The following is a 25,688-nucleotide window of genomic DNA, read 5'->3' on the forward strand; positions in this document are numbered from 1 at the left end:
GGCACTGTGAGCACAGGTCGACTGTTTACCAGCGAGTCGGTCACCGAAGGACACCCCGACAAGATCTGTGACGCGATCAGCGATTCGATCCTCGACTCGCTGCTGGCCGCCGATCCCAAATCGCGTGTGGCAGTCGAGACCGCCGTCACCACCGGCCAGGTGCACGTCATCGGTGAGGTGACCACGTCGGCCAAGGAAGCGTTCGCCGATATCAACGACACCGTGCGCAAGCGCATCCTCGACATCGGGTACGACTCCTCCGACAAGGGCTTCGACGGGGAGACCGCCGGCGTCAACATCGGCATCGGCCGTCAGTCGCCCGATATCGCGCAGGGCGTCGACACCGCGCACGAGACCCGCGTCGAGGGCGCCGGTGACCCGCTGGATCTGCAGGGCGCCGGCGATCAGGGCCTGATGTTCGGCTACGCCATCAAGGACACCCCGGAGCTCATGCCGCTGCCGATCGCGCTGGCCCACCGGCTGGCCCGAAGGCTCACCGAGGTGCGCAAGAACGGGGTGCTGGACTACCTGCGCCCGGACGGCAAGACCCAGGTCACCGTGCAGTACGACGGCACCACCCCGGTCCGGCTGGACACCGTCGTGCTGTCCACCCAGCACGCCGCCGGGATCGATCTGGACGGCACCCTCACCCCGGACATCCGGGAGAAGGTCGTCAACACGGTGCTGGCCGACCTCGACCACGAGACCCTCGACACCTCCGATTTCCGGCTGCTGGTCAACCCGACCGGCACCTTCGTCGTCGGCGGCCCGATGGGCGACGCCGGCCTGACCGGTCGCAAGATCATCGTCGACACCTACGGCGGCTGGGCCCGGCACGGCGGCGGCGCGTTCTCCGGCAAGGATCCGTCAAAGGTGGACCGCTCGGCCGCGTACGCGATGCGCTGGGTGGCCAAGAACGTGGTCGCCGCGGGGCTGGCGGAGCGGGTCGAGGTGCAGGTCGCCTACGCCATCGGCAAGGCCGCCCCGGTCGGCCTGTTCGTCGAGACCTTCGGTTCCGAGACGGTGGACCCGGCCCGGATCGAGAAGGCCATCACCGCGGTGTTCGACCTGCGGCCCGGCGCCATCGTCCGTGACCTGGACCTGCTGCGCCCGATCTACGCCCCGACCGCCGCGTACGGGCACTTCGGGCGTACCGATGTCGATCTGCCGTGGGAGCGCCTGGACAAGGTCGAGGAGCTCAAGGCTTCCGTCTGACGGAGTCAGACAGTCCGGATCCCGTCTGATCCCGCCTCGGCGGCTACGAGCTGAACGCGTAATCGTCGAGCGGGAAGCGGCGGCTGCGCCAGTACGCCTCTGGCGTGCTGGCCGGCCGCAGCGGCACATCGCCGTTGCGGTCGAAGTAGTAGCTGTTGGCCGTCGAACAGCTGTCCTGCCAGAAGATCTGGCGGTGGCGCTTGCGCATCATCTCGGCGAAATACCGGTCGTTGGCGGCGCGGCGCACCTCGACACGCGTCGCGCCGTCGTGGCGGGCCCGGCGCAAACAGCGCACGATGTGGTGGGTCTGGGTTTCGATCAACGCGAAGAACGACGACCCCACGTACCCGTACGGTCCGCACACGTTGAAGAAGTTCGGGAAGCCGGGCACGCTGACGCCCTCATAGGCCTGCATCCGCTGCGTCGACCAGAACTCGGTCAGTGACTGCCCGTCGGAGCCGATCAACGGGAAGGTGCCCGAGTCGACGTCCATCACCTTGAAACCCGTTGCCAGCACCAGGATGTCGGCGTCGTGGACGACAGCGTCGGTGGTCGCGACGCCGTGCGGCCGGATCTGCGCGATGGGTTCGGTGACCAGCGTGACGTTGTCCCGGCTGAACGTGGACAGGTACGTGTTGTGGAATGCCGGCCGTTTGCAGCCCACCGCGTAGGTCGGGGTGAGCTTGTCGCGCAGCACCGGATCGGGCACCTCGCTGCGCAGATACCGGCGGCCCAGTGCCTCGGCACCCTTGGACAACGGGAACACCCCGTGATACTGCGCCGACAGCGGGAAGGTCACCTCGACATAGGCCTGGCTGAGCGCCCGCTGCACCGCGGTGCCGCCGGGCAGGCGCATCGCCCAGCGGGCCGGCGCGGGCAATGGCACGTCGAACTTGGGGAAGCACCAGATCGGGGTGCGCTGGAACACGGTGAGCTGCTTGACGATCGGGGCGATCTCCGGGATCAGCTGGACCGCTGAGGCGCCGGTGCCGATGACGGCCACCCGCTTGCCGGTCAGATCGGCTCGGTGATCCCAGCGTGCGGTGTGCAGGGTGGTGCCGGCGAAGTCGCCGACGCCGTCGATATCGGGCAGCTTGGGGACGTTGAGGACGCCGGCGGCGTTGATCAGGTGCCGGGCGGTGACAGGTCCCGTGGAGGTCTCGACTCGCCAGGTGTTCTCCGCGTCGTCGAATACCGCGCCCGTGACCTCGGTGCCGTAGCGGATTCTCGGGCCGATCCCGTACTTCGTGACGCAATGATCGGCGTAGGCCTTGAGTTCGTGTCCGTGTGCATAGGTGCGCGACCAGTCCGGGCTCTGCTCGAAGGAGAACTGGTAGGAGAACGACGGAATGTCCACGGCGATACCGGGGTAGGTGTTCCAGTACCAGGTGCCACCGGCCTGCTCACCCGCCTCGACGATCAGGTAGTCCGACAGACCCGCCTGGTCGAGCGTGATGGCGGCGCCGATGCCGGAGAATCCGGCACCGACGATCAGGGTGTGGACGTGCGGTTCGGTCATGTCATTCGGCTAGGGATGCAGGGCCGCCCGCAACGCGGCCAGGCCGCGCTCGGTGGCCTCGGTCGCGGCGGGGGAGGCCAGTGCCAGGCTGACGTAGCCGTGCACCATCGTCGGCTCATTGCTGAGCTGCACCGGAACGCCTGCGGCGCTGAGCAATTCGGCGTACCGGCCGCCGTCGTCGCGCAGCGGGTCGTGCTCGGCGGTGCCGATGAACGCGGGCGGCAACCCCTGCAGCGACACCGCATTGGCCGGCGCCACATCGGTGGGCAGCGCGGCCGGGTCGTCGAGGTCCATCCCGGGCAGATACCACTCCAGGAAGGCCTCGATCACCTCGTCGTTGAGGATGTAGGCGTTCGGGTTCTCCAGGAACGACGGGGCGGTGCGGTCGCCGACGGCGACCGGATACCAGAGCAGCTGGAACACCAGCGGCGGCCCGCCGGCGTCGCGGGCCCGCAACGCCATCACCGCGGACAGGTTGCCGCCGGCCGAATCGCCGGCCACTGCGATCCGGGCCGGATCCCCGCCCAGCTCGGTGGCGTGCTCGCCGACCCAGCGCAGCGCCGCCCAGGCGTCCTCGACCCCGGCCGGGAACGGGTGCTCGGGTGCCAGGCGGTAGTCCACCGACACCACGATCGCCTCGGCACCCACGGCGTGTGCGCGGGCCACGTGGTCGTGGGTGTCCAGATCGCCGATGGCCCAACCGCCACCGTGGTAGAAGACCACCACGGGAAGGTTGTCGTGCTGGGCGACCGGCGGCCAGTAGATGCGCACCGGGATATCGGTGAGTTCGCCGTAGGAGACGGTGCGTTCCTCGATCCGCAGCTGCGGCAACATCTCGGCCGGCGGTCGCACCGCGCGCATCCGCTCCCTGGCCACCTCCACCCCTTCGGTTTTGGTGAACACCATGGGGACGGCGTCGAGCAGCGCCTTGAGGATCGGGTCGACATCGGGTCGGGTGGTGGTCATGCCTCAGGCTAGCGCGGCCCGCAGTGCGGCCAACCCGCGATCGACCGCCTCGGTGGCCACCGGTACCACGCCGTGATAGCCGAGGTAGCCGTGTACCAGGGTGGGGGCGTGATCCACCTGCACCGATACCCCGGCCGCCGCCAACAGCTCGCCGTAGCGCACACCGTCGTCGCGCAGCGGGTCGTAGCCGGCGACGGCGATGTAGGCGGGCGCCACGTCGGCCAGCGAGGCGGCGCGGGCCGGGACCAGGGTGGCCGGCGGGTTCTTCAGGTCCGCTCCGCCGGCGTACAGCAGGGAGAATCCGCCGACGGCGCGGCGGCCGAGAATGGGGGCGTCGGCGTTCTCGGTGAACGACGGCAACGTGGTGTCCCAGGTGGTCGCCGGGTACCACAGCAGCTGCAACCGCACCGGCAAGCCCGTATCGCGGGCCAGCAGAGCCACCACTGCTGCGAGGTTACCGCCGGCCGAATCACCGGCCACCGCAAGACGTTCCGGGTCGGCACCGAGCTCGCCGGCGTGCGCGGCCACCCACTGCGTCACCGCCCACACGTCGTCGACGGCGGCCGGGTAAGGGTGTTCGGGGGCCAGCCGGTAATCCACCGACACCACCACTGCGCCGGTGCCGACGGCGTGCTCGCGGGCGGTGCCGTCATAACTGTCGAGATCGCCGACCACCCAGCCGCCGCCATGGAAGAACAACACGACCGGCGGATGCGACTCGTCGGTGTCGGGCCAGTACACCCGGACCGGCACACCGGCGATGGTCCGGTCCTCGGTGCGCAAGTCCTGGTGCACCGGGCGGCGGGGTAGCGCACGGAACCGTTCGCGAGCGGCTTCGGCACCTCCCTCGGTGGTCAATTGGAACGGCACCGCTTCCAGTACCTTTTCCAGAATGGCGTCCAGGGCGGGTCTGTCGGTACCGGGTTCAGGCATGGGATCACCGTACGCAGCGCGGTCGACCCGGCTGCTGTGGGTGCTGGCGCTGCTGACCGCGGCGGGATACGGCGTCTTCCTGATCACGGTGGCGCTGCGGGTCCCGGCCGGGGCCGAGCTGACCGGCCAGTTCTCCCTGCAACCCGCTGTCAAGGCCGCCACGGCGGTCCTGCTGGCGGCCGCGGCGCTGGGGCACCCGGTCAGCCGGGAACGGCGCTGGCTGATGCCGGCGCTGACGTTCTCTGCGGCGGGCGATTTCCTGTTGGCGCTGCCCTGGTGGCCGCCGTCCTTCGTGCTCGGGCTGGCTGCCTTCCTGCTGGCGCACCTGTGCTTCCTGGCCGCGCTGTACCCACTGGTCGGGCGCAGCACGCCCCGGCTGGCCGCCGCCGCGGTGGTGGTGTGCGCCTGCCTGGTGCTGCTGGTGTGGTTCTGGCCGGCGCTGCTGGGCCAGGGCATGGCGGTTCCGGTTGTGGTGTACATGGGGGTGCTGGGCGCGATGGTCTGCGCGGCGCTGCTGGCGCAGCTGCCGACACCGTGGACGGCGTGGGGTGCGGTGTGTTTCGCCGTCTCCGACGGGATGATCGGCATCAGTAAGTTCGTGTTGGGCAGCGAGCGGCTGGCCGTGCCGATCTGGTGGTTCTACGCCGCGTCGCTGCTGCTCATCACCGCCGGCTTCTTCTTCGGCCGACAACGGTGACCCTGGAACGCCAGCCCGCCGAGCACGAGCCCATCGCGCGGGTGCTCCCGATGCTGTCGGTCCCGCACCTGGACCGCGAATTCGACTATCTGGTCTCGGCCGAGCAGTCCGACGACGCCCAGCCGGGCGTGCGGGTCCGGGTGCGTTTCCACGGCCGCCTGGTCGACGCCTTCGTCCTCGAAAGGCGCTCGGACACCGACCATTCCGGAAAGCTGGGCTGGCTGGACCGGGTGATATCCCCAGAACCCGTGTTGACCCAGGAGGTGCGTCGGCTGGTGGACGCGGTGGCCGCCCGCTACGCAGGCACCCGCGCCGACGTGCTGCGGCTGGCGGTGCCGCCTCGGCACGCCGCTGCCGAGAAACAGCCGCGCCCCGAAGTATCACCGCCGGCGACGCACGCGATCGACCCATCGGGGTGGGCCGACTACGGTCGTGGCGAACAGTTCCTCGCCGCGATCGCCGAGGGCCGCGCCGCCCGCGCCGTGTGGCAGGCGCTGCCGGGGGAACATTGGCCGGGCCGGCTGGCCGAAGCGGCCGCCGTGGCGGTGCGATCCGGGCGCGGTGCGCTGCTGATCGTCCCGGATCAGCGCGACGTCGACGCGCTGCACGCCGCGGCGTGCGAGTGTGTGGACGAGTCCAGGGTGGTGGCGTTGTCGGCAGGCCTTGGCCCGTCGCAACGGTACAAGCGTTGGCTGGCGGTGTTGCGCGGGCAGGCCCGGCTGGTGATCGGCACGCGCAGCGCGGTGTTCGCCCCGGTGGCCGACCTGGGGCTGGTCGCCGTATGGGACGACGGCGACGATTCCCTGGCCGAGCCGCGTGCCCCGTATCCGCACGCGCGCGAGGTCGCCATGTTGCGCGCGCACCAGCTGCGGTGTGCGGCACTGCTCGGCGGTTATGCGCGCACCGCCGAAGCGCAGGCGCTGGTGCGCAGCCGCTGGGCACACGACCTGGTGGCGCCCCGCGCCACGGTGCGGGCCAGGGCGCCGCGGGTGGCCGCGGTGGACGACAGCGCGTTCGACCAGGAACGCGATCCGGCGGCCCGCACCGCCCGGGTGCCGTCGATGGCGTTGCGGGCCGCCCGCACGGCGCTGGCCGCCGGGCATCCCGTCCTGGTTCAGGTGCCGCGCCGTGGCTACATCCCGGCGCTGGCGTGCGCCCGCTGCCGCACCGTGGCCCGTTGCCGGCACTGCACCGGACCGCTGTCGCTGCCCGACCGCGACGCCCACGGCGCGGTGTGCCGGTGGTGTGCCCGGACCGAACTGTCGCTGCGCTGCGTCAGTTGCGGATCCGACGCGGTGCGCGCCGTGGTGGTCGGCGCCCGGCGCACCGCCGAGGAACTGGGCCGCGCGCTGCCCGGTGCGGTGGTCATCACCTCCGGCGGCGACAGCGTGCTGTCCACGGTGCGCCCCGGCCCGGCCGTCGTCGTCGCCACCCCCGGCGCGGAACCGGTGGCGCCGGACGGATACGGGGCGGCCTTGCTGCTGGACGGCTGGGCCTTGTTGGGCCGGCAGGACCTGCGCGCCGCCGAGGACACGTTGCGCCGCTGGATGGCCGCGACGGCGCTGGTGCGCAGCCGTGCCGACGGCGGCATGGTGGCCGTGATCGCCGAGTCGGTGATCCCCACCGTGCAGGCGCTGATCCGGTGGGATCCGTTGGGGCATGCCGAAACCGAGCTGAACGCGCGCTCCGAGGTGGGTCTGCCCCCGGCCGTGCACCTGGCGGTACTCGACGGTGTGCCCGACGCCGTCGCCGCGCTGGTCGATGCCGCGGAGCTGCCAGCCGAGGCCGAACTGCTGGGGCCGGTGGATTTGCCGCCCGGTGCCCGCCGGCCGCCGGGTGTCGCGGTGGACAGTCCCATCAGCCGCATGCTGGTGCGGGTCCCGCGGAGCAATGGTCTGGATTTGGCGGCCGCGTTGCGCCGGGCGGTCAATGCGATGTCGGCTCGCCACGACCAGCAGCCGGTGCGGGTCCAGATCGACCCGCTGCACATCGGTTAGTCGTCACCACCACACCGCGGCAGCACAGGCGATACCGAGCGCGGCGGTCACGATCCCGATCGCGGGGACCGCCCACCATGCGGGTGCGACAGGACCGTGCCTGCCGAGCAGCGCTGCGCGCCGCGCCCGGTGCGCGACACCGGCGGCCAGCGGCGCGATCACGGCAAGTCCATGGGTCCACCCGGGCAGCCGGTCGGCACGGAAAGCCAGCAGGACAGCCACCGCCAGGAATCCGAAAGCTGTTCTTTCCCAGCTGAGTTGGGTGCGCTCACGCTGCAGGCCAGCGGTGTTCATCTCGCCAGCACCGCCAGTGTCAACACCGCCGTGCCCACGATGAGCAGGAATCCGGTCAAGAGCGCAGGCAGGTGCGTCGTCGGCAGGTCGGCATCGGCTCTCATCGCCCGCTGCACCCGCTGCCAACGCCGCACCGACGCGGCCGCCACCGCGGCCCCCGCCGCGATCAACGCCGTGGCCAAGCCGCGGCGTCCCCACGAGACGGCGAACGGCCCGAGCAGTTGCGCGACGGCGACGCCGCCGGCGATCAGCCCGAGCGCCGTCCGGATCCACGCCAGGAACGTGCGTTCGTTGGCCAGCGTGAACCGGTAGTCGGGCTCGGTCATGCGCCGTAGCGCATCCAGATGGGCAGGCACTTGTCGAGCTGCTCCATGAACTTCTCCAGTCCGACGCGATGCTCACCGAGTCCGGTGGGGTCCACCCGGTAACCGGGAAAGGCGATCCCGATACCGAACAGGCCGGGCGCGATGATGCCGTTGGCAGCGTTGTGCCGCAGCGGACCCCACTGCGGAGCATCGATGCGTCGCGGCTCGAAACCCACCGTGTAGATCACCTGATCGCACTGGCCCAACAGTTCCTCGAAGTGCGGGTCGTCCACCCGGCACCGGTGCAGCCGCTCGGGCAGCCGCCCGTCCAGGTTGTCCCTGGCCCATTGGGCGGCATGGCCTTTCAGGCCGGTGTCGTCGAACAATGTCCAGTCACCGAAATCGACGGCGTACCGAAGCGGGTGTTGGTAGAAGTTGATGATCTTGGCCACGGGCTGCTTCAGCAGATTGGGCAGCACCAGCATGGTCGAATGCGACGCGCCGAACACGGCGACGGTCGCACCGTCGAGCGGTTCGGTGCCCAGTTTGTGCGGATCGACGGCGACATCGAGCGGAATCTCGCGCAGGCCCGCGTAGTCCAGGCTGCGGGCCTGTGACCCGATGGCCAGCACCACGTTGTCCGAGGTGAGGACGATATCGTCGGTGTGCACCGCCCAGCGCCGCTCGTGCAGCTCGAGCCGGGTGGCCGTGGTCTTGTGGGTGGCGACCCGATCCGCGAGGTGAGCGGTGATCCATTGCAGCGGTTCGGCAACCGCCCCGAGCGAGCACGTCTGTTGCGGATCGAGATGGCGGATGGCGAAGTCGGGTGCCTCGCCGAATCCGAACGCCGCGGGGGCTTCGAGGAAGTCCAGGAAGCCGCTGACCCGAGTGTTGCTGGACACCACAGACCACCGGGACCCGAAGTCGCCGACCGCGAATTCTGGGTCTATCCAGGCGATCTCACCGGGCTCGATGCCGCTGTCTATCAGGCGGCCGACGGTGGCGATACCGGCCGGGCCGGCTCCGATGATCGTCCATCGATAGTGTGTCTGATGCATGGCTGCGGGCTCCTTTTCGATGTCTGGACGTGGTGTCGATCAGCACCACACATTCATCGTCGGCCCGGCGGCGCTGCGCCGGTACGGCCCATGATGTTGTGAACCCACAAACCTCGTTTGTGAGTGGGCGGTCAGTGTCCCGCCTGCAGTGCGGCGATGTGACCGAGCAGATCACGAACCGCACCGGCCGGCGGCGTCCGCCCACCGACCCAGATGGCTCGAAGCTCTCGGTGCAGGTCGAGCTCCGGGGTGGCCACTTCGCGCAACCGCCCGAACGCGAGATCGTCGGCCACCGCGAGCCGGCTCATCACGGTGGGAGCCTGACTGGCCAGCACCGCCGCCCGGACGGCCGCCGCGGAGGAGAGTTCCAGCAGGGGAGAAGTCTGCTCGGCGGGCTCGTGGCCGGCCCGGCGGAGTGCGGCGATGAGTGAGTCGCGGGTGCCCGACCCGGCCTCACGGCAGATCAGCGGCGTCTGAGCCAGTTCGGCGGCGCTGACGGGTCGACCCCGCCGGGCCCACTTGTGACTTGCCGCGACCACGACGACGAGCTCGTCACGGGCCACCACCTTGGTCCGCACACCCGATGGCACCGTCGGGCTTTCGACGAAGCCCACATCGGCGGCGCCGCCGGTGACATCGGCGATCGCATGATCACTGTTGGTGGCGGTCAGCGTCACCTCCGGAGTCGGTGCCCCGGTCCGCACGGCGGCGGCTCGCAGCGATACCAGCCAGCGTGGCAGCAACTGCTCGGCGATGGTCTGGCTGGCCGAAATCCTGATGCGGCTGCGGGTCTCGGCGCGCAGCGACGCCATACCGGCATCCACATGGGCGGCGACGTCCAACAGTTGACGGGCCCACTCCGCGACCACCACCCCGGCCGGTGTCAGCTGCGAGCCGCGCGGTGTGCGGATCGCGAGCTTCACCCCCGTCTGGGCCTCCATCGACGCCAGTCGCGCCGACACGGCCTGCTGGGTCAATCCGATCGTGCGCGCGGCCGCGCCGAGACTGCCCGTCTCGGCCACTGCGATCAGCACCTCGAACTCGGTGAGGCCGGGCATGCGCGAACTCAAAGCCATGACCCAGATGAAAGCACAGTGCCACCCATATGGGCCCGGGTGAGCGCCCTTCGAGTCACAAACAATGGTTGTGGACCGACAGCAATCGAGCCACTACTGCGACCTTCCGGCAGGGCGAAACATGAATGTCGTTCCCACCCAACCGATATAGGAGGAAGCAGAAATGAGCCACATGACGAAGACGACGATGGTGAGCCTGGTCCCGGTGGCCGCCGCCGTGGCCATCGCCCTGGCACCCGCGGGCGGGGTGGGTGTCGATCCCCAGACGCCGTACGGCACCAACCCGTCAACCAGCACCGTGCCGACCTATCACGTCGACAACCAGGACGAGGTCGACACCTCCGGCGGATTCGTCGACCGCCCCTTCTGAGCACCAGTCACCCCACCCAAACCACACCAATGAGGAGCACCGCATCATGAGAATCACCCACACCGCAGCAGTCGCCATCGCCGCCGCCGCACTGGCCATCGCCGCCGCGCCACAGGCCGGTGCGGATGTCGACGTGGTCCAGCACGCCGGGCACGCCGAGGTCGTCGCGACACCGGGCCCGGCCGCCGACCATGCCGCTCGACTCCAGACGCCGTTCGGTGGGGCGCCGGTCCTGGCGTTTCACCACTGACCCGGTCGTCGCGCGCCCGGCCGGTCGAGATGCTGCGCCGCGTATGGGCAAAACGCCTCGTTGCACATAAGGTAGTGCACAGCCAGCACACAGGAGGTGAGGATGGGGCGACTGATCCGGTGGTCGATCCTGTTGATACTCATCGCTTTTGGCTTCCTGTGGCCGGTGATTTTCAGCGGCGGCTCCGGATCGGGCGCCCCGGTCGACGACCCGGTGCAGATCACCGATTACACCGCCTCCTACGCCGTGGACGCCGGCGGACGCCTGGACGCGGTGGAGACCATCACCGGTGAGTTTCCCGACGACCGGCACGGCATCTTCCGGTACTGGGACGTCGCCAATCCGAACAGCCCGCAGGTGCGCCAGACGCCGAGAATCGATGCCATCCTGATGGACGGCCGACCGGCGCCGTATCAGATGTTGTGGGAAAGCGGTGAACGATTCCGGGTCGCCAAGATCGGCTCTGCCGATGTGACTCTGAACGAGGGCACTCATGTTTTCGAGATCCGCTATCACATCGACGGTGTCCTGGATCCGCGAAAGATCGGCGCCGACAAGCAGTTCGCGTCGAGCACCGGCGCTGCGCAAGCCCCGACGGCCTTCTACTGGAACGTCATCGCGCCGTCCTGGAACAACGTCATCCAACGGGTGAACATCACCGTGACGCTGCCCGCGAAGGTGGTCGGTGCGCAGTGCTCGGTGGGCTTCGGTGCCGGCCGAGGCTGCGCCGATCTGACGGTGCGCGGTGACACCGTGACGCTGCGGGCCGGCGGTCTGGCGCCGCGCACCCCGGTCACGCTGCGGGCCGGTGTCGACATGCCCACCCCGGCCCGCACCGAAGTGCCGTGGCCGTACCCCTTCGACCGGATCCTGGGCCGGTCGGTGACCCAGGTGGTGGTGCTACTCGGGTTGTCGGCGCTGGCGGGTGTCGGCGCGGTGCTGGCGTACCGCACCACCGTGGAACCCGCGCCGGGCTTCCCGCTGCAGTACGCGCCACCGCCCGGGCTGGGGCCCGTCCAGTGCGAATACATCCGCACCGAGTCGATTCCCAAGGACGGGCTGACCGCGACCCTGTTCTACCTCGCCGAGCGCAAACTCGTGGAACTGCGCCAGGTGAACGACAAGCAATGGAACATCCGCGGTATCGCCGTCCCCGGCGCCTGGGCGGACGTCGACTATCCGAGCGCAGCCGTCGGTGGAGCGCTGAAGGTGATCGGCCAGGGCGCCCAGTTCGAGGCCAAGAAGACCGTGACGGCCGGCAAGAAACTCACCAAGGCCAAGACCGATCTGACCGAGGCCATCCACGAGTGGGCGGTCAAGGACGGGTTGCTGGTGAAACGGCGCAAAGAGCTGTGGGTGCGCGCGGCCAACGCGGCGGCCGCCGTCCTGATGGTGTGCGGCTTCTTCCGGTGGGGATTCCCGATCACCTTGTGGGCGTTGCCTTTTGCGGTGTTCTTCCTGCTCTCGCTGGGATCCTGGGCCGACGGTGTCGGCACCCGACGCACCGAGGCCGGGCGGCAACTGTGGTCGCAGGCAGGCGGATTCCACCGGATGCTGACCACGGATTCGGCTGAGAGTCGCTTCGACTTCGCCGCCCGAAAAGACCTCTACACCGCATACGTGCCCTACGCGGTGGCCGCCGGCGCCGCCGCGCTCTGGGCGCAGAAATACCAGGCGGCCACGGGAGCGGTTGCGCCGCAGCCGGAGTGGTACCAAACGTCACACGACGACTCGGCACGCTTCGCCGCTGGGTCTGGCGGGCCGAGTTTCGACAGCTTCGAATCGGCCCTGTCGTCCTCGATCGGGGCCTACACCGCATCGCAGTCGTCGTCGTCTTCCGGCGGCAGCAGTAGCAGCAGTTCCGGCGGCGGTGGTGGCGGTGGCGGCGGCGGTGGTGGATCGTGGTGAGGAGAGCGTTGTGCGGTTCGTGCTGATTCTGGTGCTACTCATCGCGGTGGCGGTGCTGATCGGCTTCGTGGCCGGGTACAACAAGCTGCGCGGTGCCGAGGTGCGGGTGTCGGAGGCGTTGTCCGGTATCGACGTCGAGCTCACCCGGCGCGCTGCCTTGATCCCCGCCCTGGTGCACACCGTCGGGTCGTTCGCCACCCACGAAAAGGCCGTCCTGGATCGGGTCACCGATGCGCGGGCCCAATTGACCGCCGCGACCGGCGGGACGTCGGTCACCCAGCGCAGCGCGGCCGAACGTAGCCTCGACGACGCCGTCGGCCGGGTGCTGGCCCTCGGGCAGAGTTACCCGCAGCTGAACTCGTCGAACAACTTCCTGGACCTGCAGCGCAACCTCGCCGACACCGAGAACAAGCTGGCCTTCGCCCGCCAGTACTACAACGACGCGGTGGCCACCCTGAACCGGCTGGTGGCCACCATGCCCTGGATGTTCGTCGCCCCGCTGGCCGGGGTGACCGAACGGGAGTTCTACCAGACGCCCCGCTAGCGGGCCCTAGACTGGCTCGGTGCGTCTCGTCTTTGCCGGTACCCCCGAACCCGCGCTGCCCTCATTGCGCAAGCTCATCGATTCACCCCGTCACGAGGTGGTCGCGGTGCTGACGCGCCCCGACGCCGCGGTCGGCCGACGGGGCACCCCGGTGCCGTCGCCGGTCGCCCAGCTGGCGGCCGAACACGGCATCCCCGTGCTGCGGCCCGCCAAACCCAACAGTGCCGAATTCGTCTCGGAACTAGCCGAATTCGCGCCGGAAGCCTGCGCCGTGGTGGCCTACGGCGCCCTGCTGCGCGACGAACTGCTCGCGGTACCCACACACGGCTGGATCAACCTGCACTTCTCCCTGCTTCCGGCCTGGCGTGGCGCGGCGCCGGTGCAGGCCGCGATCGCCGCGGGGGACACCGTGACCGGTGCCACCACCTTCCGCATCGAGCCGGCCCTGGATTCGGGACCCGTGTACGGGGTGGTGACCGAGACCATCCGCCCCACCGACACGGCGGGCGATCTGCTTGACCGCCTTGCCGTCTCGGGTGCGGGGCTGCTGGAGGCCACCATGGACGGCATCGCCGACGCGACATTGGTTCCGGTGCCGCAGCCCACCGACGGGGTCACCGTCGCGCCGAAGATCACCGTCGAGGACGCCCGGGTGCGCTGGGAATCGCCGGCCCAGGCGGTCGAGCGCCGGATCCGGGCCGTCACCCCGAACCCCGGGGCATGGACCACCGTCGGCGACACCCGGCTCAAGGTCGGCCCGGTGACCGTGGACGAGGACAAACAACTGGAGCCCGGTTGCGTCGAGGTGGGACGCCGTGACGTGTGGATCGGCAGTGCTTCACATGCCTTGCGGCTCGGCTGGATTCAGCCACCGGGCAAGAAACCGATGGCCGCGTCCGACTGGGCCCGGGGCGCTCGACTGGATCAGGGGGTGCGGGCACAGTGAGCCGCCATCACAACCCACGACAGCAGAAAGCACCCCGGCGCAAACCGTTGGACTCGGCTCGGCGAGCCGCCTTCGACGTGCTGCGCGCCGTCAGTGAGCGCGATGCCTACGCCAATCTGGCGTTGCCCGCCCTGCTGCGCGAGCGTGGCATCACCGGGCGCGACGCTGCGTTCGCCACCGAACTCACCTACGGCACCTGCCGCACCCGCGGGCTGCTGGACGCCGTCATCGTCGCCGCGGCCGGCCGGCCGCTGGACCGGATCGACCCGGTGCTGCTGGACCTGTTGCGGTTGGGCACCTACCAACTGCTGCGCACCAGGGTCGACCCGCATGCCGCCCTGGACACCACCGTGGACCAGGCGGGTATCGAATTCGACACGGCACGTGCCGGTTTCGTCAACGGCGTGCTGCGCACCATTTCCGAACGCGACGAAGCATCCTGGGTCGGCGAGCTGGCGCCCACCGATCCGGTCGGCAAGGCCGCGTTCGTGCACGCCCATCCACGGTGGGTGGCCCAGGCGTTCGTCGACGCCCTGGGTGCCGATGCGGGGGAACTGGACGAACTGCTGGCCAGCGACGATGCCCGCCCCGTCGTGCACCTGGCGGCCCGGCCCGGCGTGCTGACCGCCGCGGAACTGGCCGAGCAGGTGGACGGCACCGTCGGCCGGTATTCGCCCTACGCGGTCTATCTGACCGGTGGCGATCCCGGCGAGTTGGCCGCGCTGCGCAAGGGTGCGGCTCAGGTCCAGGACGAGGGATCGCAGTTGGTGGCCCGGGCGCTGACGCTGGCCCCGGTCGAGGGTGCCGACGGCGGCAACTGGCTGGATCTGTGTTCGGGCCCGGGTGGTAAGACCGCGCTGATTGCCGCGTTGGCAGGCGGTACGGGCGCCCGCGTCACCGCCGTCGAGCCGGCCCCGCACCGCGCCGAGCTGGTGGAGCAGAACACCGCCGGACTGGGGGTCCAGGTGTTGCGGGTGGACGGCCGCGAATCCGGCCTGGATGCGGCCAGTTTCGACCGGGTGTTGGTCGACGCGCCGTGCACCGGCCTTGGCGCGCTGCGGCGCCGACCCGAAGCCCGGTGGCGGCGCCAGCCCGGTGACGTGCCGGCGCTGGGCAAGCTGCAGCGCGAGCTGTTGGCGTCGGCGATCAGGCTGACCCGGCCCGGGGGAGTGGTGCTGTACGCGACGTGCTCGCCGCATCTGGCCGAGACGGTGGGTGTGGTGGCCGACGCGCTACGCCGCCAGCCCGTGCAGGCGTTGGACACCCGGGCGCTGTTCGAGGGCGTCGACCGGTTGGGCGACGGGCCGTACGTGCAGTTGTGGCCGCACCGGCACGGCACCGATGCGATGTTCGCCGCGACACTGCAAGTACGCTGACGACCCATGGCAGGTCAGTCTCCCGTCGATTCGCTCACCCAGGCCCCTCTCATCGCCCCGTCCATCCTCGCCGCCGATTTCGCCAGGCTCGCCGACGAGGTCGCCGCGGTGCAGGGCGCGGACTGGTTGCACGTCGATGTGATGGACAACCATTTCGTGCCCAACCTGACGCTCGGCCTGCCGGTGGTGGAAAGCCTGCTCAAGGTCACCGACATCCCGATGGACTGCCATCTGATGATCGAGGACCCGGCCCGCTGGGCCCCGCCGTACGCCGAGGCGGGGGCCTACAACGTCACCTTCCACGCCGAGGCCACCGACGACCCGGTCGCGGTGGCCCGCGATATCCGCGCCGCGGGCGCCAAGGCCGGGCTGAGCGTCAAGCCGGGCACTCCGATCGATCCGTACCTGGAGATCCTGCGGGAGTTCGACACCCTGCTGGTGATGTCGGTGGAGCCGGGCTTCGGGGGACAGAGCTTCATCCCGGAGGTGCTGGCCAAAGTGGGCATCGTCCGCAGGCTGGTGGACGCCGGAGAGCTGCGGGTGGTGGTGGAGATCGACGGCGGCATCAACGCCGACACCATCGAGGCCGCGGCCGAAGCCGGGGTGGACTGTTTCGTGGCCGGCTCGGCCGTCTACAACGCCGACGATCCCGCGGAGGCGGTGCGGCGGTTGCGCGCCCAGGCGGCAGCGGCATCGGCCCATCTGACCCTATGACGTTCGCGGCCGCCATGCGGCAGGCCATCGACGCATCCGAGCGGGTGAAGGGCACGACGTACCCGAATCCTCCTGTGGGCGCGGTCATCTTGGATGCCGGGGGCCAGGTCGTCGGGGTGGGCGGCACCGAGCCGCCGGGTGGCGCACACGCCGAGGTGGTGGCGCTGCGGCAGGCCGGGCAGCGGGCCCGCGGCGGCACCGCGGTGGTCACCCTGGAACCGTGCAACCACCACGGCCGCACCCCACCCTGTGTGGACGCGCTGCTGGCTGCCGGTGTGACGCGGGTGGTGTACGCGGTCGGCGATCCCAATCCGGCGGCCGCCGGCGGTGCCGGGCGACTGGCCGATACCGGCGTCGAGGTGGTGGCCGGCATCGCCGCGACAGAGGTCACAACAGGCCCGCTACGTGAGTGGCTGTACAAGCAGCGCACCGGGTTGCCCTATGTCACATGGAAGTTCGCCACCAGCGTGGACGGCCGGAGTGCGGCCGCCGATGGCAGCAGTCAGTGGATCACCAGTGACGCGGCCCGCCGCGACGTGCACCGGTTCCGGGCCGCTGTCGACGCCATCGTGGTGGGCACCGGCACGGTCTACGTCGACGACCCGACGCTCACCGCCCGGTTGCCCGACGGCACGTTGGCCCCGAATCAACCGCTGCGCGTCGTGGTCGGCGAACGGGAGATCCCGTCGGAAGCCAATGTGCTCAACGATGATTCGAACACCATGGTGATCCGCACCCGTGACCCGCGCGAGGTGATGCGGGCGCTCTCGGACCGCACGGCGGTGCTGGTGGAGGGCGGTCCGACGCTGGCCGGTGCGTTCCTGCGGGCCGGGGTGATCAATCGGATCCTGGCCTATGTGGCGCCGATTCTGCTGGGTGGTCCCATCACGGCCGTCGACGACGTCGGTGTGCTCAGCATCGCGGGCGCGCAGCGCTGGCGGTTCGACGGCATCGACACCATCGGCCCGGATGTGCGGCTGAGCCTGGTGCCCAACGGTTCCTGACGGCCCCGTTTCTCCGTTTCCCGCGCCGCGCTCGCGGCCGGTGCACCCCACAAGTTTCTTGCACGCCGGTACAATTTTGGCAAAGGCGCTTTCACAGACGAGTTGCGCAGTCAATGAAGGTACGACGAATGGATGAGCGCATGACTCTGTTACCCGACTGGCTGGGGATTTCCCCGCTGACATCGCACACCGTGAGGTCCGTGGTGTGGGCCGTGCTGCGGGGTGGCGACCCCGCCGAACCGCCGCGCCGCAAGCCCAAGGTCATGCGGCGCGGCGTCGAACGCTGCTAGCTACTTCGCGTGCCGCGGCGTGCTCGGCGCGGGTTCGGCTGCGGCCGCGTCGATTTCGTCGGCGTGCTCGTTTCGTCCGCTGACGAACACTGCGCACACGGCGCCCACCACGCACACGATCGCGGTGATCAGGAAGATGCTCGCGTACTGCATGGTGTAGGCCTGCCTGGTGGCCTCGGCCAGCCGGGCGCCCTGGGCGATCAGTATCCCGCCCGGTGTGTCGGCTTTCGGGGCAGGCAGGGCCGCCAGGCGTTCCTGCAGGAACTGGTTGAATTTGTAGAGGCCCCATGCGCTGAGTGCGGCGATACCGATCAGCATGCCGATCATCCGGGCGACCACCACCGCGGCCGAGGCGATGCCGTGCTCGGCCGCCGGCACCACCCGCAGGGTGGCCGAGGTGAGCGGGCCGATCACCAGGCCGAGGCCGATACCGGCCAATGCCAGGTCGGTGCCGAACGTCGGCAGCGCGACCACGCCCAGATCGTGATGAGCCGACAACACATTGGTGTCCCAGTGCGAGACCAGCCAATAGGCGAACGCCGCGATCAGCAGTCCCACCAGACCCACGATCCGGTCCCCGATGCGGGTGGCCACCCAGCCGCCGATCAGCGCACCGATGGGCAGGGCGCCCAGGAACCACAGGAGCAGGAACACCGCCTCGTCCTGGCTCTTGCCCAGCACGCCCTGACCGAACAGTTCGACGTTGACCAGCGTGACCATCAGGGCGGCACCGGCGCACAACGAGGCGCCCAGCGCAGCCAGGAACGGGCGGAAATGCACTCCGGCCGGTTCGATCAACCGGGTCTTGGCGAACTTCTCCCAGGCGAAGAACCCGATGGCCACCACGAGGGCCGCGATCAGCACCGGCGGGCCGTAGCTGGGCAGCACCTGCTTGCCGTCGGGTGACTGGTTGTACATGCCCACCACGGCCAGGCCCAGCGCGACGGCCAACAGCACTCCGCCGACCACGTCGACCTTCTCCGGCTCCTTGCTGCGGTCCCGGGCCGGCAGGCTGACCTGGATCAACACCATCGCCACGAGCACCAGCGGCACGTTGATCCAGAACACGTCGCGCCAGGTGCTGAGCGCCCATACCACGGCCAGGCCGTAGAGCGGGCCGAGCACGCTGCCCAGTTCCTGGGCCGCGCCGATCCCGCCCAGCACGGTGGCCCGGTTGTGGGCCGACCAGAGGTCGGCGGCCAGCGCGAGCGTCACGGGCAGCAGCGCACCGCTGGCGGTGCCTTGGATGACGCGGCCGATGACCAGCATGGTCAGGTCGGTGGACAGGGCGGTGACCACCGAACCGACCGCGAAGCCCAGCAGGCTGGCCTGCAGCAGCAACTTGCGGCCGAAGCGGTCCGAGGCCCGACCCAGCAGCGGCATGGCCGCGATATAGCCCAGCAGATACCCGGTGATGATCGGGGTGACCTGCTGGATCTGGTTGAGCGGGATGCCGATACCAGCCGGCGGCGCCGCCATGATGTCGCGGATCACCGCGATGACGACATAGGTGTCCAGCGCGCCCAGCAGTACGGCGAGGCCACCCGCGCCGATGGCGAGACCGCGGTTGGTGCGGGCCGGCATCAGGCGGCGGGTTTGTCGACGGTGACGGTCTTACCCCAGTCCGACAGCGTCATCTGAATGTTCTTGCCCTGCTCGACGTCGAACTTCACCTGCTGCAGCTGGTGGTCGCCGTCCTCGCGGATCCAGGCGGTGCCGGGGATCGGGCCGGTGACCTTCAGCGCCGGGGCGATCTTGTTCATCGCGTCGGCGGGCACCGTTCCGGTGATCTTGACCGCGTCGACGCCGTTGACGGACTCGCGGCCCTCGGCCTTGGGATCGGTGAAGCTGGTGAGGATGTTGGCCAGCCCGTTCTCCGGGCTCAGGATGGTGGAGATGTCGTAGATGTCGGCGGCGGGCCCGAAGTTCTCCATCGCACCGCCGGCGGTGATGGCCCCGTAGAGGTTGCCGTCGGAGACCACGAACTTCACGTCGGAGAGCTTCTGGCCGAGGAACATGATGTCGGCCTTGCCCTGCGCGGCGACGGCGGGCGTCAACGTCATGTCACCGGTGAGGACGGTGATCGGGAGGGCCTTGATATCGCCGGTGGTGGTGAGCACCACGTGCGCGCTGGTCTGCTTGCGGGTGGTATCCGCGGATTGCTTGAGCAGCGTGGCGGCGTCGGGGAGCGGCGCGTCATTGGTCTTCGGCGACGACGAGCACCCGACGAGTCCCAGCGCGGCCAGGAATACGGCCAGGAAGGGGATCAGGAAACGGAAAGAGCTTCGGACTGCACGGCGTTGGCGCGTCTGCATACCCAGCATCGTAATGGGTGCGCCTGGGCGGCCCGGCTCTACGCTGATCGGGCTCCTCACTAGCCTGATGACCATGTTCACCGGAATCGTTGAGGAACTGGGCGAGATCGTCGGAATTGACAGGCTCGATGATTCGGCCCGGCTGGTCATCAAAGGCCCGGTCGTGACGTCTGATGCGGGTCATGGCGACTCCATCGCCGTCAACGGCGTGTGCCTGACCGTCGTGGAGGTACTGGCCGACGGGGCCTTCACCGCGGATGTGATGGCCGAAACGCTGAACCGATCGAGCCTGAGTGCCATCGGGGTGGGCAGTGCGGTCAATCTCGAGCGTGCGGCCGCGGTGAACAGCAGGCTGGGCGGCCATATCGTGCAGGGCCATGTCGACGGCACCGGCCGGGTGATCTCGCGGACGCCGTCGGAGCACTGGGAGGTGGTGCGCATCGCGCTGCCTGCCGAGCTGTCCCGGTACGTGGTGGAGAAGGGCTCGATCACCGTGGACGGGATCTCGTTGACGGTGTCGGGAGTGAGCGAAGCGACGGGGGATGAGACCGGGGCGAGCGAAGCGACGGGGAATGAGACCGGGGCGAGCGAAGCGACGGGGAATGAGACCGGGGCGAGCGAAGCGACGGGAAATGACACCGGGGCGTGGTTCGAGGTGTCGCTCATCCCGACCACCCTCGCGCTGACCACGCTCGGCCGGGCCGCGGTCGGTACCCCGGTGAACCTTGAGGTCGACGTCATCGCCAAATACGTGGAACGTCTGATGTCGGCCCGGTAAGGACATTTTCTCAGTACTTGTCGGCCTGGAGTCACTTTAGCAACAGGAACCTGTTCTAGAACCAGCCGCCTAGCCTCGGTAAAGACACGTGTCAGCTTTTTCTCAGGAAAAGCTGGCTCAAATTTGTCAGACGTGTTAACTTTCGCGACAGTCAATTAAGAACCAGCTGGACAGTTGCTGCCATGCGGCTGTCCGGCTGGGGGAGTCGGGAAGGAACACCGTGGGGGCTCATCGCAAGAGTTCAGCGAAAACCCGGAAGCGTGCGAGCGAGTTCGCAGTCGCGGCATTCCTGGGGTTGTCGGTCGCCGCGGCGCCCGCCGTCGCGGCGGCGGACACCGGCGACGCGCCGAACGGCGATGCGTCACCCGGGTCAACCGGCAGCCCCGGCGCCGGCACCACCAGCAGCACCGGGACCGGGACCGGGACCAGCAGCACCGGGACCGGCACCAGCAGCACCGGGACCGGGACCGGCACCACCGGCACCGGTACCACCGGGTCGAGCAGCGGCACCACCGGGACGTCGGGTTCGACCACCGGCGGCACCGGGACCGGATCCGGCACGACCGGTTCTGCCACGCAGGAGACCACCACGTCCGGTTCCACCGGGACGACCACCACCACGAGTGTCAACGGCGGCCCCACCACGACGGTGAGCAGCTCGGGTGGCGCCCACACCGGCACGTCCGGTACTTCCGGCACATCCGGTAGCACGAGCACGAGCACCGGATCGTCGACCCCGACCGCCGAGCCGACCCCGACAGCCGAGCCGACCCCCACCCCGACCGCCGGGCCCACGCCGACCGTCGAACCGACCCCGACCGTCGAACCGACCCCGACGACCGATCCGACGCCGAGCACCGGCACCTCGTCGTCCGGCACGCCCACCTCGTCCGGGGCCAAGACCACGGCGGCGGCCGCCACGGCACCCGCACTGTTCAGCGCGTCGGCGACCACGCCGACGCCCAACGCCCTGGCCTCGGTCACCGACCTGGTGCCCAAGCCGCCGACCATCCCGGTGCTCAACCCCTTCATGGGCGTCATCAACGCGATCGCCACCGGCCTGGAGAAGCTGCTGCCGGCCTATGAGGCCGACCCGATCCTGGCTCCCTCCCAGGTCGCTGCCGGCTGGGTGGTCGCGATCAACCAGATCCTGGCGGGCACTTACTGGAACGGCGCCCCGACGCCGTTCACGGTGCCGGTCTACATCCTCATGGTCGCCGCCTATCAGCGCTACGAGAACCTGGCCACCAATCACCTGCCGGGCGCCCCGTCGATCGTCGCCACCGGGCCGCTACCGGGCACCTACAAGCTCACCAGCAATGATCCCGACGGCGACCCGCTGACCTACTGGGTGGACAAGCAGCCCAGCCAAGGCACGATCGTGATGATTCCCGACGGCTCGTTCAGCTATGTGCCCACCCTGGCCGGGCTGCGCGACGGCGCCGACGTCACCTTCACCGTGCGCATCAACGACAGCCTCGGCTACCTGGCGCATCCGATCACCCCCGACGGCAACGACGCGTACTACACGGTCAGCTTCCACTACGCCGGCAGCGGACTGAACAACCTGCCCGAGTTCGACTCCGACGGTGCCCCGACCGTCGTCTCGGTCAACCATGTCACCGGCGTCGTCAGCGGCACCTCGCATGCCACCGATCCGGACGGCGACAGCCTCACCTATTCGGGAAGTTCGTTGTACGGCAACGTCGTGGTCAACTCCGACGGCTCGTTCACCTACACGCCGACAGATCTGGCCCGGCACACCGCCGCCGGTGACCTGGCCGCCTCGCTCGGCTTGAACAAGGACCTGGTGACCATCACGGTCAACGACGGCCGCGGTGGTATCGCCTTCAAATCCGTTGTGGTGGATGTCGTTCCGTCCAACGCGGACCCGACCGTCGACAAGGTCACCGTCGGTGATCCGAATGCCCTGCTGGGCACCGTGATCGGCAAGATCACGGCCCACGACGACGACGGCGACATCATCAACTACGGCCCGGTGCTGTTCACCACGAGCAAGGGCGGTGTCGTCGCGGTCAGCCTGCTCACCGGCGACTTCACCTACACCCCGTCGCTGGCGGCCCGGCACGACGCGGCAGCCGACGGCGCCACCGACGACGACAAGAAGGACACGTTCACTGTCACCCTGACCGACGGACACGGCGGCACCACCCAGGTCGAGGTCACCGTGGGTGTCGCGCCGGGCCTCGACCTCAACTCGGCCCCGGTCTTCACCTCCAACCCGACGGTCACCAACACCAACCCGAGCACCGGCGTCGTGACGGGAACGTTCACCGTCAAGGACGACGACGGCGACACCCTGCATTACCTCGTGACGAACCTGCTGGGTCCGCTCACCGGATCGGTGACACTCAACAACGGCACCTTCACCTACACGCCCACTGCCGCGGCCCGCCACCTGGCGGCCGGCCTCCCGCTCACGGACACGGTGACCATCACCGTCACCGACGGACACGGCGGGATCACCATCAAGTCGGTGGCGGTCTCCATCCTGTCCGACAATTCGGCGCCACAGGTCACCAATGTCCAAGTGGGCAGCCCGAATTCGCTCGGCGTGGTGACCGGCAAGGTCACCGCAAGCGATCCCGACGACGGCGACATCATCAGTTACGGCCCGATCACCTTCACGACCGGCAAGGGTGGCCTGGTCACCGTCGGTGCCCTCACCGGCACCTTCAGCTACGCCCCCTCGCTGACGGCGCGGCACCTGGCGGCCTCCACCACGGCGACCGCCGACGACAAAAAGGACACCTTCACCATCACGGTGAGTGACGGCCACGGCGGCACCGTCGACGTACCCATCTCGGTGGACATCGCGGGTGCCAACATCGATCCGGCCGGTGTGCCCAGCATCAGCCTGCCCGACTCCAACGGCGTGGTGCGCGGCAGCATCATCGGCACCGACCTGGACGGCGACTCGCTGAGCTACAGCCTGGCCAACGGATCCAATCCGTCGGGTGCCACCACCGGCTCCTCGTACTCGGTGGGGGGCGGCATCGTGCACTTGGCGGCCGACGGGACCTACACCTTCATCCCGAAGCCGTCCACGGCGATCATCCCCGGCCTGGACACCGACTCGTTCTACGTGACCATCACCGACGGCCACGGCGGGACCTCGACGGTGAAGGTGACCCCGCTGGCCAACCTCACCATCGGCACCTCCACCACGTCGACCGCGCCCAACGTCGAGAGCGGCAAGCTCAACGTCTCCAACGGCAACACCGGGCTGCTCACCTACGGCGTCGGCACCACTCCGGCCAAGGGCACCGTGGTGGTCAACGCCGACGGCACCTACACCTACACCCGTAATCCGGCGTTGGGGCACAACATCACGGCCGCCGACAGCTTCACCATCACCGGCACCGACGCCAACGGCCTCACCATCACGGTGGCGACCGTCAGCGTGTCCCCGCCGCTGGTCAACACCGCTCCGTCGGCCGGCGGTGCCAGCACCACCATCTCCGACAGCGGCCTGATCGACCGCGGTATGGTCGGCGGTGTCGCCATCACCCCGGCCACCCAGACCACCACCGGCACGTTCAGCACGACCGACCCGGACGGCGACACGGTGACGTTCGCCGGCGGCATCTACACCACCACCAAGGGCGGGACCGTCACGGTCACCTCCGGTGGCGGGTTCCTGTACAGCTGGATCACCTACTCCGATGCCCACCACAAGGCCGCCGCCGACAACGCCCCGGCCTCCGACAAGTTCGACACCGTCACCATCAACGTCTCCGACGGTCAGGGCGGCACGACACCCGTCACCTTCTCGGTGCCGATCATCGCCAGCAACGCCGGCCCGTCGTCGAACGTGTCGGTGGGGCAGGCCGACACCCTCGGCGTGGTGCGCGGATCGGTGTCGGGTTCGGACAGCGACGGCGACTCCGTCACCTACAGCCTGGTCAACGCCGGCAACCCGGGCGGGGTCAGCACCAGCTCCACCTACACCACCAAAGGTGGTGTGGTGCAACTGAAGTCGGACGGCACCTTCGTCTACATCCCGACCAGTTCGGCCAGCGGCACCGACTCGTTCAAGGTCACCGTCGACGACGGGCACGGCGGCAGCAGCACCGCCACCGTCAACGTCCCGGTGGTGGCGCCGAGCACCACGACGCTGGGCACCAGCACCAACGTGCAGAGCGGCAAGCTCAGCATCCCGGGTGTCGACGCCGGTCTGCTGACCTACGGCAAGGGGTCCGACGGAGCCAAGGGCACCGTGGTGGTCAACGCCGACGGCAGCTACACCTACACCCGCAACAACGGGCTGGGGCATTCCCAGACACCCGACGACAGCTTCACCATCACCGGCACCGATGCCAACGGCAAGACGGTGACCTTCAAGGTGAACGTGGCGCCGCCGGTGGCCAATGCCGCGCCGACCGGCGGCAGCGTCACGATCACCAGTTCGTCGCTGAACTCGGTGAACCTCGGCGTCACCAAGCGGCAGTCGACCACCGGCACCATCGGCGCCTCCGACGCCGACGGCGACGCGGTGACCTTCGGAGCCGGAACGCTGTCGACCACCAACGGCGGTACTGTCACCGTCAATGCCGACGGCAGCTTCTCCTACACCATCGACAAGGCGTTCACCACGTCGTACTACCACGACGCGGCGAAGATCGGGGCCAGCGGCAATACCGTCGCGGACTCGTTCACCGTGACGATCAACGACGCCTTCGGCGGCAGCACCAGCTACGTGGTCAAGGTGCCGATCTACGCGGAGAACACCGCTCCGACGATCAGCGGCGGATCCCGGTTGTACGGCAGCAACTTGATCAACACCTACACGTCGTGGACCTTCGTGACGAGCAACGACAGCGATGGCGACTCGATGACATACACCGTCACCCAACCGGCCCACGGCTCCGTGTCGTTCAACTCTGCACTCGGAACCATCAGCACCAGCAATACCCGCAACGGCGAGACCTTCACCATCACCGTGTCCGACGGCTACTACGTGGTGGACAACGGGACGGTCACCAGCACCCCGTCGAGCAGTACCCGGACCTTCACCATGGACCAACGGTCCTTCTGAGGTTCTTCGCGCAGAACGTTTGATGCCCGCCGTCCCACCCCAGGGACGGCGGGCATTAAACGTCGCGGTGCGGT

General features: G+C 69.1%; 24 protein-coding genes. 14 read left to right on the forward strand and 10 right to left on the reverse strand.

The annotated features are described in order from the left end of the window. Window positions 1–6 precede the first annotated feature (6 nt). Window positions 7–1,215: a methionine adenosyltransferase gene (gene metK, locus SBI67_RS10875; RefSeq protein WP_318980580.1), complete on the forward strand. Its 1,209-nt coding sequence runs from the start codon at window positions 7–9 to the stop codon at window positions 1,213–1,215. Between the two features lie 43 nt (window positions 1,216–1,258). On the opposite strand, the gene SBI67_RS10880 is transcribed toward metK, so the two are convergent. The 3 genes from SBI67_RS10880 to SBI67_RS10890 are packed head-to-tail and all read right to left on the reverse strand — an operon-like array spanning window position 1,259 to window position 4,633. Continuing rightward, window positions 1,259–2,734: a flavin-containing monooxygenase gene (locus tag SBI67_RS10880; protein WP_318980581.1), complete on the reverse strand. Its 1,476-nt coding sequence runs from the start codon at window positions 2,732–2,734 to the stop codon at window positions 1,259–1,261. 9 nt (window positions 2,735–2,743) lie between these two features. Then, window positions 2,744–3,700: an alpha/beta hydrolase gene (locus tag SBI67_RS10885; RefSeq protein WP_318980582.1), complete on the reverse strand. Its 957-nt coding sequence runs from the start codon at window positions 3,698–3,700 to the stop codon at window positions 2,744–2,746. A 3-nt stretch (window positions 3,701–3,703) separates the two neighbouring features. Then, a complete protein-coding gene (locus SBI67_RS10890) occupies window positions 3,704–4,633 on the reverse strand; it encodes an alpha/beta hydrolase (RefSeq protein WP_318980583.1) in 930 nt (309 codons plus the stop codon). Between SBI67_RS10890 and SBI67_RS10895 the strand changes: the two genes are divergently transcribed. Both SBI67_RS10895 and SBI67_RS10900 read left to right on the forward strand, forming a co-directional pair. Beyond that, complete coding sequence (locus tag SBI67_RS10895; protein WP_318980584.1) at window positions 4,632–5,330, forward strand: lysoplasmalogenase; 699 nt, start codon at window positions 4,632–4,634, stop codon at window positions 5,328–5,330. The genes SBI67_RS10890 and SBI67_RS10895 overlap by 2 nt on opposite strands. Window positions 5,331–5,380: 50 nt before the next feature. Next, window positions 5,381–7,327 (forward strand): primosomal protein N', encoded by a 1,947-nt coding sequence (locus SBI67_RS10900; protein ID WP_413232480.1) that lies wholly within the window; start codon window positions 5,381–5,383, stop codon window positions 7,325–7,327. Window positions 7,328–7,330: 3 nt separating this feature from the next. Here SBI67_RS10900 and SBI67_RS10905 read toward each other — a convergent pair whose 3' ends face one another. The 4 genes from SBI67_RS10905 to SBI67_RS10920 all read right to left on the reverse strand — a co-directional run bounded on the left by SBI67_RS10905 (window position 7,331) and on the right by SBI67_RS10920 (window position 10,060). Continuing rightward, on the reverse strand, window positions 7,331–7,621 hold the full coding sequence (locus SBI67_RS10905; RefSeq protein WP_318980586.1) for a DUF202 domain-containing protein: 291 nt from the start codon (window positions 7,619–7,621) through the stop codon (window positions 7,331–7,333). Further along, a complete protein-coding gene (locus SBI67_RS10910) occupies window positions 7,618–7,947 on the reverse strand; it encodes a YidH family protein (RefSeq protein ID WP_266046356.1) in 330 nt (109 codons plus the stop codon). Before SBI67_RS10910 ends, SBI67_RS10905 begins: the two co-directional genes overlap by 4 nt. Beyond that, the gene (locus SBI67_RS10915; protein ID WP_318980587.1) at window positions 7,944–8,984 is read right to left on the reverse strand and encodes an FAD/NAD(P)-binding protein; all 1,041 of its coding nucleotides are present in this window, start codon (window positions 8,982–8,984) and stop codon (window positions 7,944–7,946) included. Before SBI67_RS10915 ends, SBI67_RS10910 begins: the two co-directional genes overlap by 4 nt. Window positions 8,985–9,115: 131 nt before the next feature. Further along, window positions 9,116–10,060: a LysR family transcriptional regulator gene (locus SBI67_RS10920; RefSeq protein WP_318980588.1), complete on the reverse strand. Its 945-nt coding sequence runs from the start codon at window positions 10,058–10,060 to the stop codon at window positions 9,116–9,118. Window positions 10,061–10,223: 163 nt separating this feature from the next. Between SBI67_RS10920 and SBI67_RS10925 the strand changes: the two genes are divergently transcribed. From SBI67_RS10925 to SBI67_RS10965, 9 genes are all read left to right on the forward strand, one after another. Next, complete coding sequence (locus SBI67_RS10925) at window positions 10,224–10,430, forward strand: hypothetical protein (protein ID WP_318980589.1); 207 nt, start codon at window positions 10,224–10,226, stop codon at window positions 10,428–10,430. Between the two features lie 46 nt (window positions 10,431–10,476). Then, entirely contained in the window at window positions 10,477–10,680 is a 204-nt protein-coding gene (locus SBI67_RS10930; protein WP_318980590.1) for a hypothetical protein, read from the forward strand. 102 nt (window positions 10,681–10,782) lie between these two features. Continuing rightward, window positions 10,783–12,588: a DUF2207 domain-containing protein gene (locus tag SBI67_RS10935; protein ID WP_318980591.1), complete on the forward strand. Its 1,806-nt coding sequence runs from the start codon at window positions 10,783–10,785 to the stop codon at window positions 12,586–12,588. Window positions 12,589–12,598: 10 nt separating this feature from the next. Next, on the forward strand, window positions 12,599–13,132 hold the full coding sequence (locus SBI67_RS10940) for a LemA family protein (RefSeq protein ID WP_318980592.1): 534 nt from the start codon (window positions 12,599–12,601) through the stop codon (window positions 13,130–13,132). 19 nt (window positions 13,133–13,151) lie between these two features. Next, window positions 13,152–14,078, forward strand: coding sequence for a methionyl-tRNA formyltransferase (gene fmt, locus SBI67_RS10945; RefSeq protein WP_318980593.1), 927 nt, complete (start codon window positions 13,152–13,154; stop codon window positions 14,076–14,078). Next, the gene (locus tag SBI67_RS10950) at window positions 14,075–15,454 is read left to right on the forward strand and encodes an RsmB/NOP family class I SAM-dependent RNA methyltransferase (protein ID WP_318980594.1); all 1,380 of its coding nucleotides are present in this window, start codon (window positions 14,075–14,077) and stop codon (window positions 15,452–15,454) included. The genes fmt and SBI67_RS10950 overlap by 4 nt, the downstream gene beginning before the upstream one ends. Window positions 15,455–15,460: 6 nt before the next feature. Further along, window positions 15,461–16,168, forward strand: a complete 708-nt coding sequence (gene rpe, locus SBI67_RS10955) for a ribulose-phosphate 3-epimerase (protein WP_318980595.1) — start codon at window positions 15,461–15,463, stop codon at window positions 16,166–16,168. Next, window positions 16,165–17,172, forward strand: a complete 1,008-nt coding sequence (gene ribD, locus SBI67_RS10960) for a bifunctional diaminohydroxyphosphoribosylaminopyrimidine deaminase/5-amino-6-(5-phosphoribosylamino)uracil reductase RibD (protein WP_318980596.1) — start codon at window positions 16,165–16,167, stop codon at window positions 17,170–17,172. The genes rpe and ribD overlap by 4 nt, the downstream gene beginning before the upstream one ends. Before the next feature lie 140 nt (window positions 17,173–17,312). Continuing rightward, entirely contained in the window at window positions 17,313–17,462 is a 150-nt protein-coding gene (locus SBI67_RS10965) for a hypothetical protein (protein WP_318980597.1), read from the forward strand. Here SBI67_RS10965 and SBI67_RS10970 read toward each other — a convergent pair whose 3' ends face one another. Together SBI67_RS10970 and SBI67_RS10975 are read right to left on the reverse strand one after the other, a co-directional pair. After that, a complete protein-coding gene (locus SBI67_RS10970; protein WP_318980598.1) occupies window positions 17,463–19,046 on the reverse strand; it encodes an MFS transporter in 1,584 nt (527 codons plus the stop codon). Beyond that, a complete protein-coding gene (locus tag SBI67_RS10975; protein WP_318980599.1) occupies window positions 19,046–19,777 on the reverse strand; it encodes an LppX_LprAFG lipoprotein in 732 nt (243 codons plus the stop codon). Before SBI67_RS10975 ends, SBI67_RS10970 begins: the two co-directional genes overlap by 1 nt. A 73-nt stretch (window positions 19,778–19,850) precedes the next feature. Between SBI67_RS10975 and SBI67_RS10980 the strand changes: the two genes are divergently transcribed. Continuing rightward, on the forward strand, window positions 19,851–20,555 hold the full coding sequence (locus SBI67_RS10980; protein ID WP_318980600.1) for a riboflavin synthase: 705 nt from the start codon (window positions 19,851–19,853) through the stop codon (window positions 20,553–20,555). 228 nt (window positions 20,556–20,783) lie between these two features. Here SBI67_RS10980 and SBI67_RS10985 read toward each other — a convergent pair whose 3' ends face one another. Continuing rightward, window positions 20,784–21,587: a hypothetical protein gene (locus SBI67_RS10985; RefSeq protein ID WP_318980601.1), complete on the reverse strand. Its 804-nt coding sequence runs from the start codon at window positions 21,585–21,587 to the stop codon at window positions 20,784–20,786. Between SBI67_RS10985 and SBI67_RS10990 the strand changes: the two genes are divergently transcribed. Then, window positions 21,547–25,614 (forward strand): cadherin-like domain-containing protein, encoded by a 4,068-nt coding sequence (locus SBI67_RS10990; protein ID WP_318980602.1) that lies wholly within the window; start codon window positions 21,547–21,549, stop codon window positions 25,612–25,614. The genes SBI67_RS10985 and SBI67_RS10990 overlap by 41 nt on opposite strands. The last annotated feature ends 74 nt before the right edge of the window (window positions 25,615–25,688 follow it).

It is taken from the genome of Mycolicibacterium chengduense, from assembly GCF_033741155.1.
GTDB lineage: Bacteria > Actinomycetota > Actinomycetes > Mycobacteriales > Mycobacteriaceae > Mycobacterium.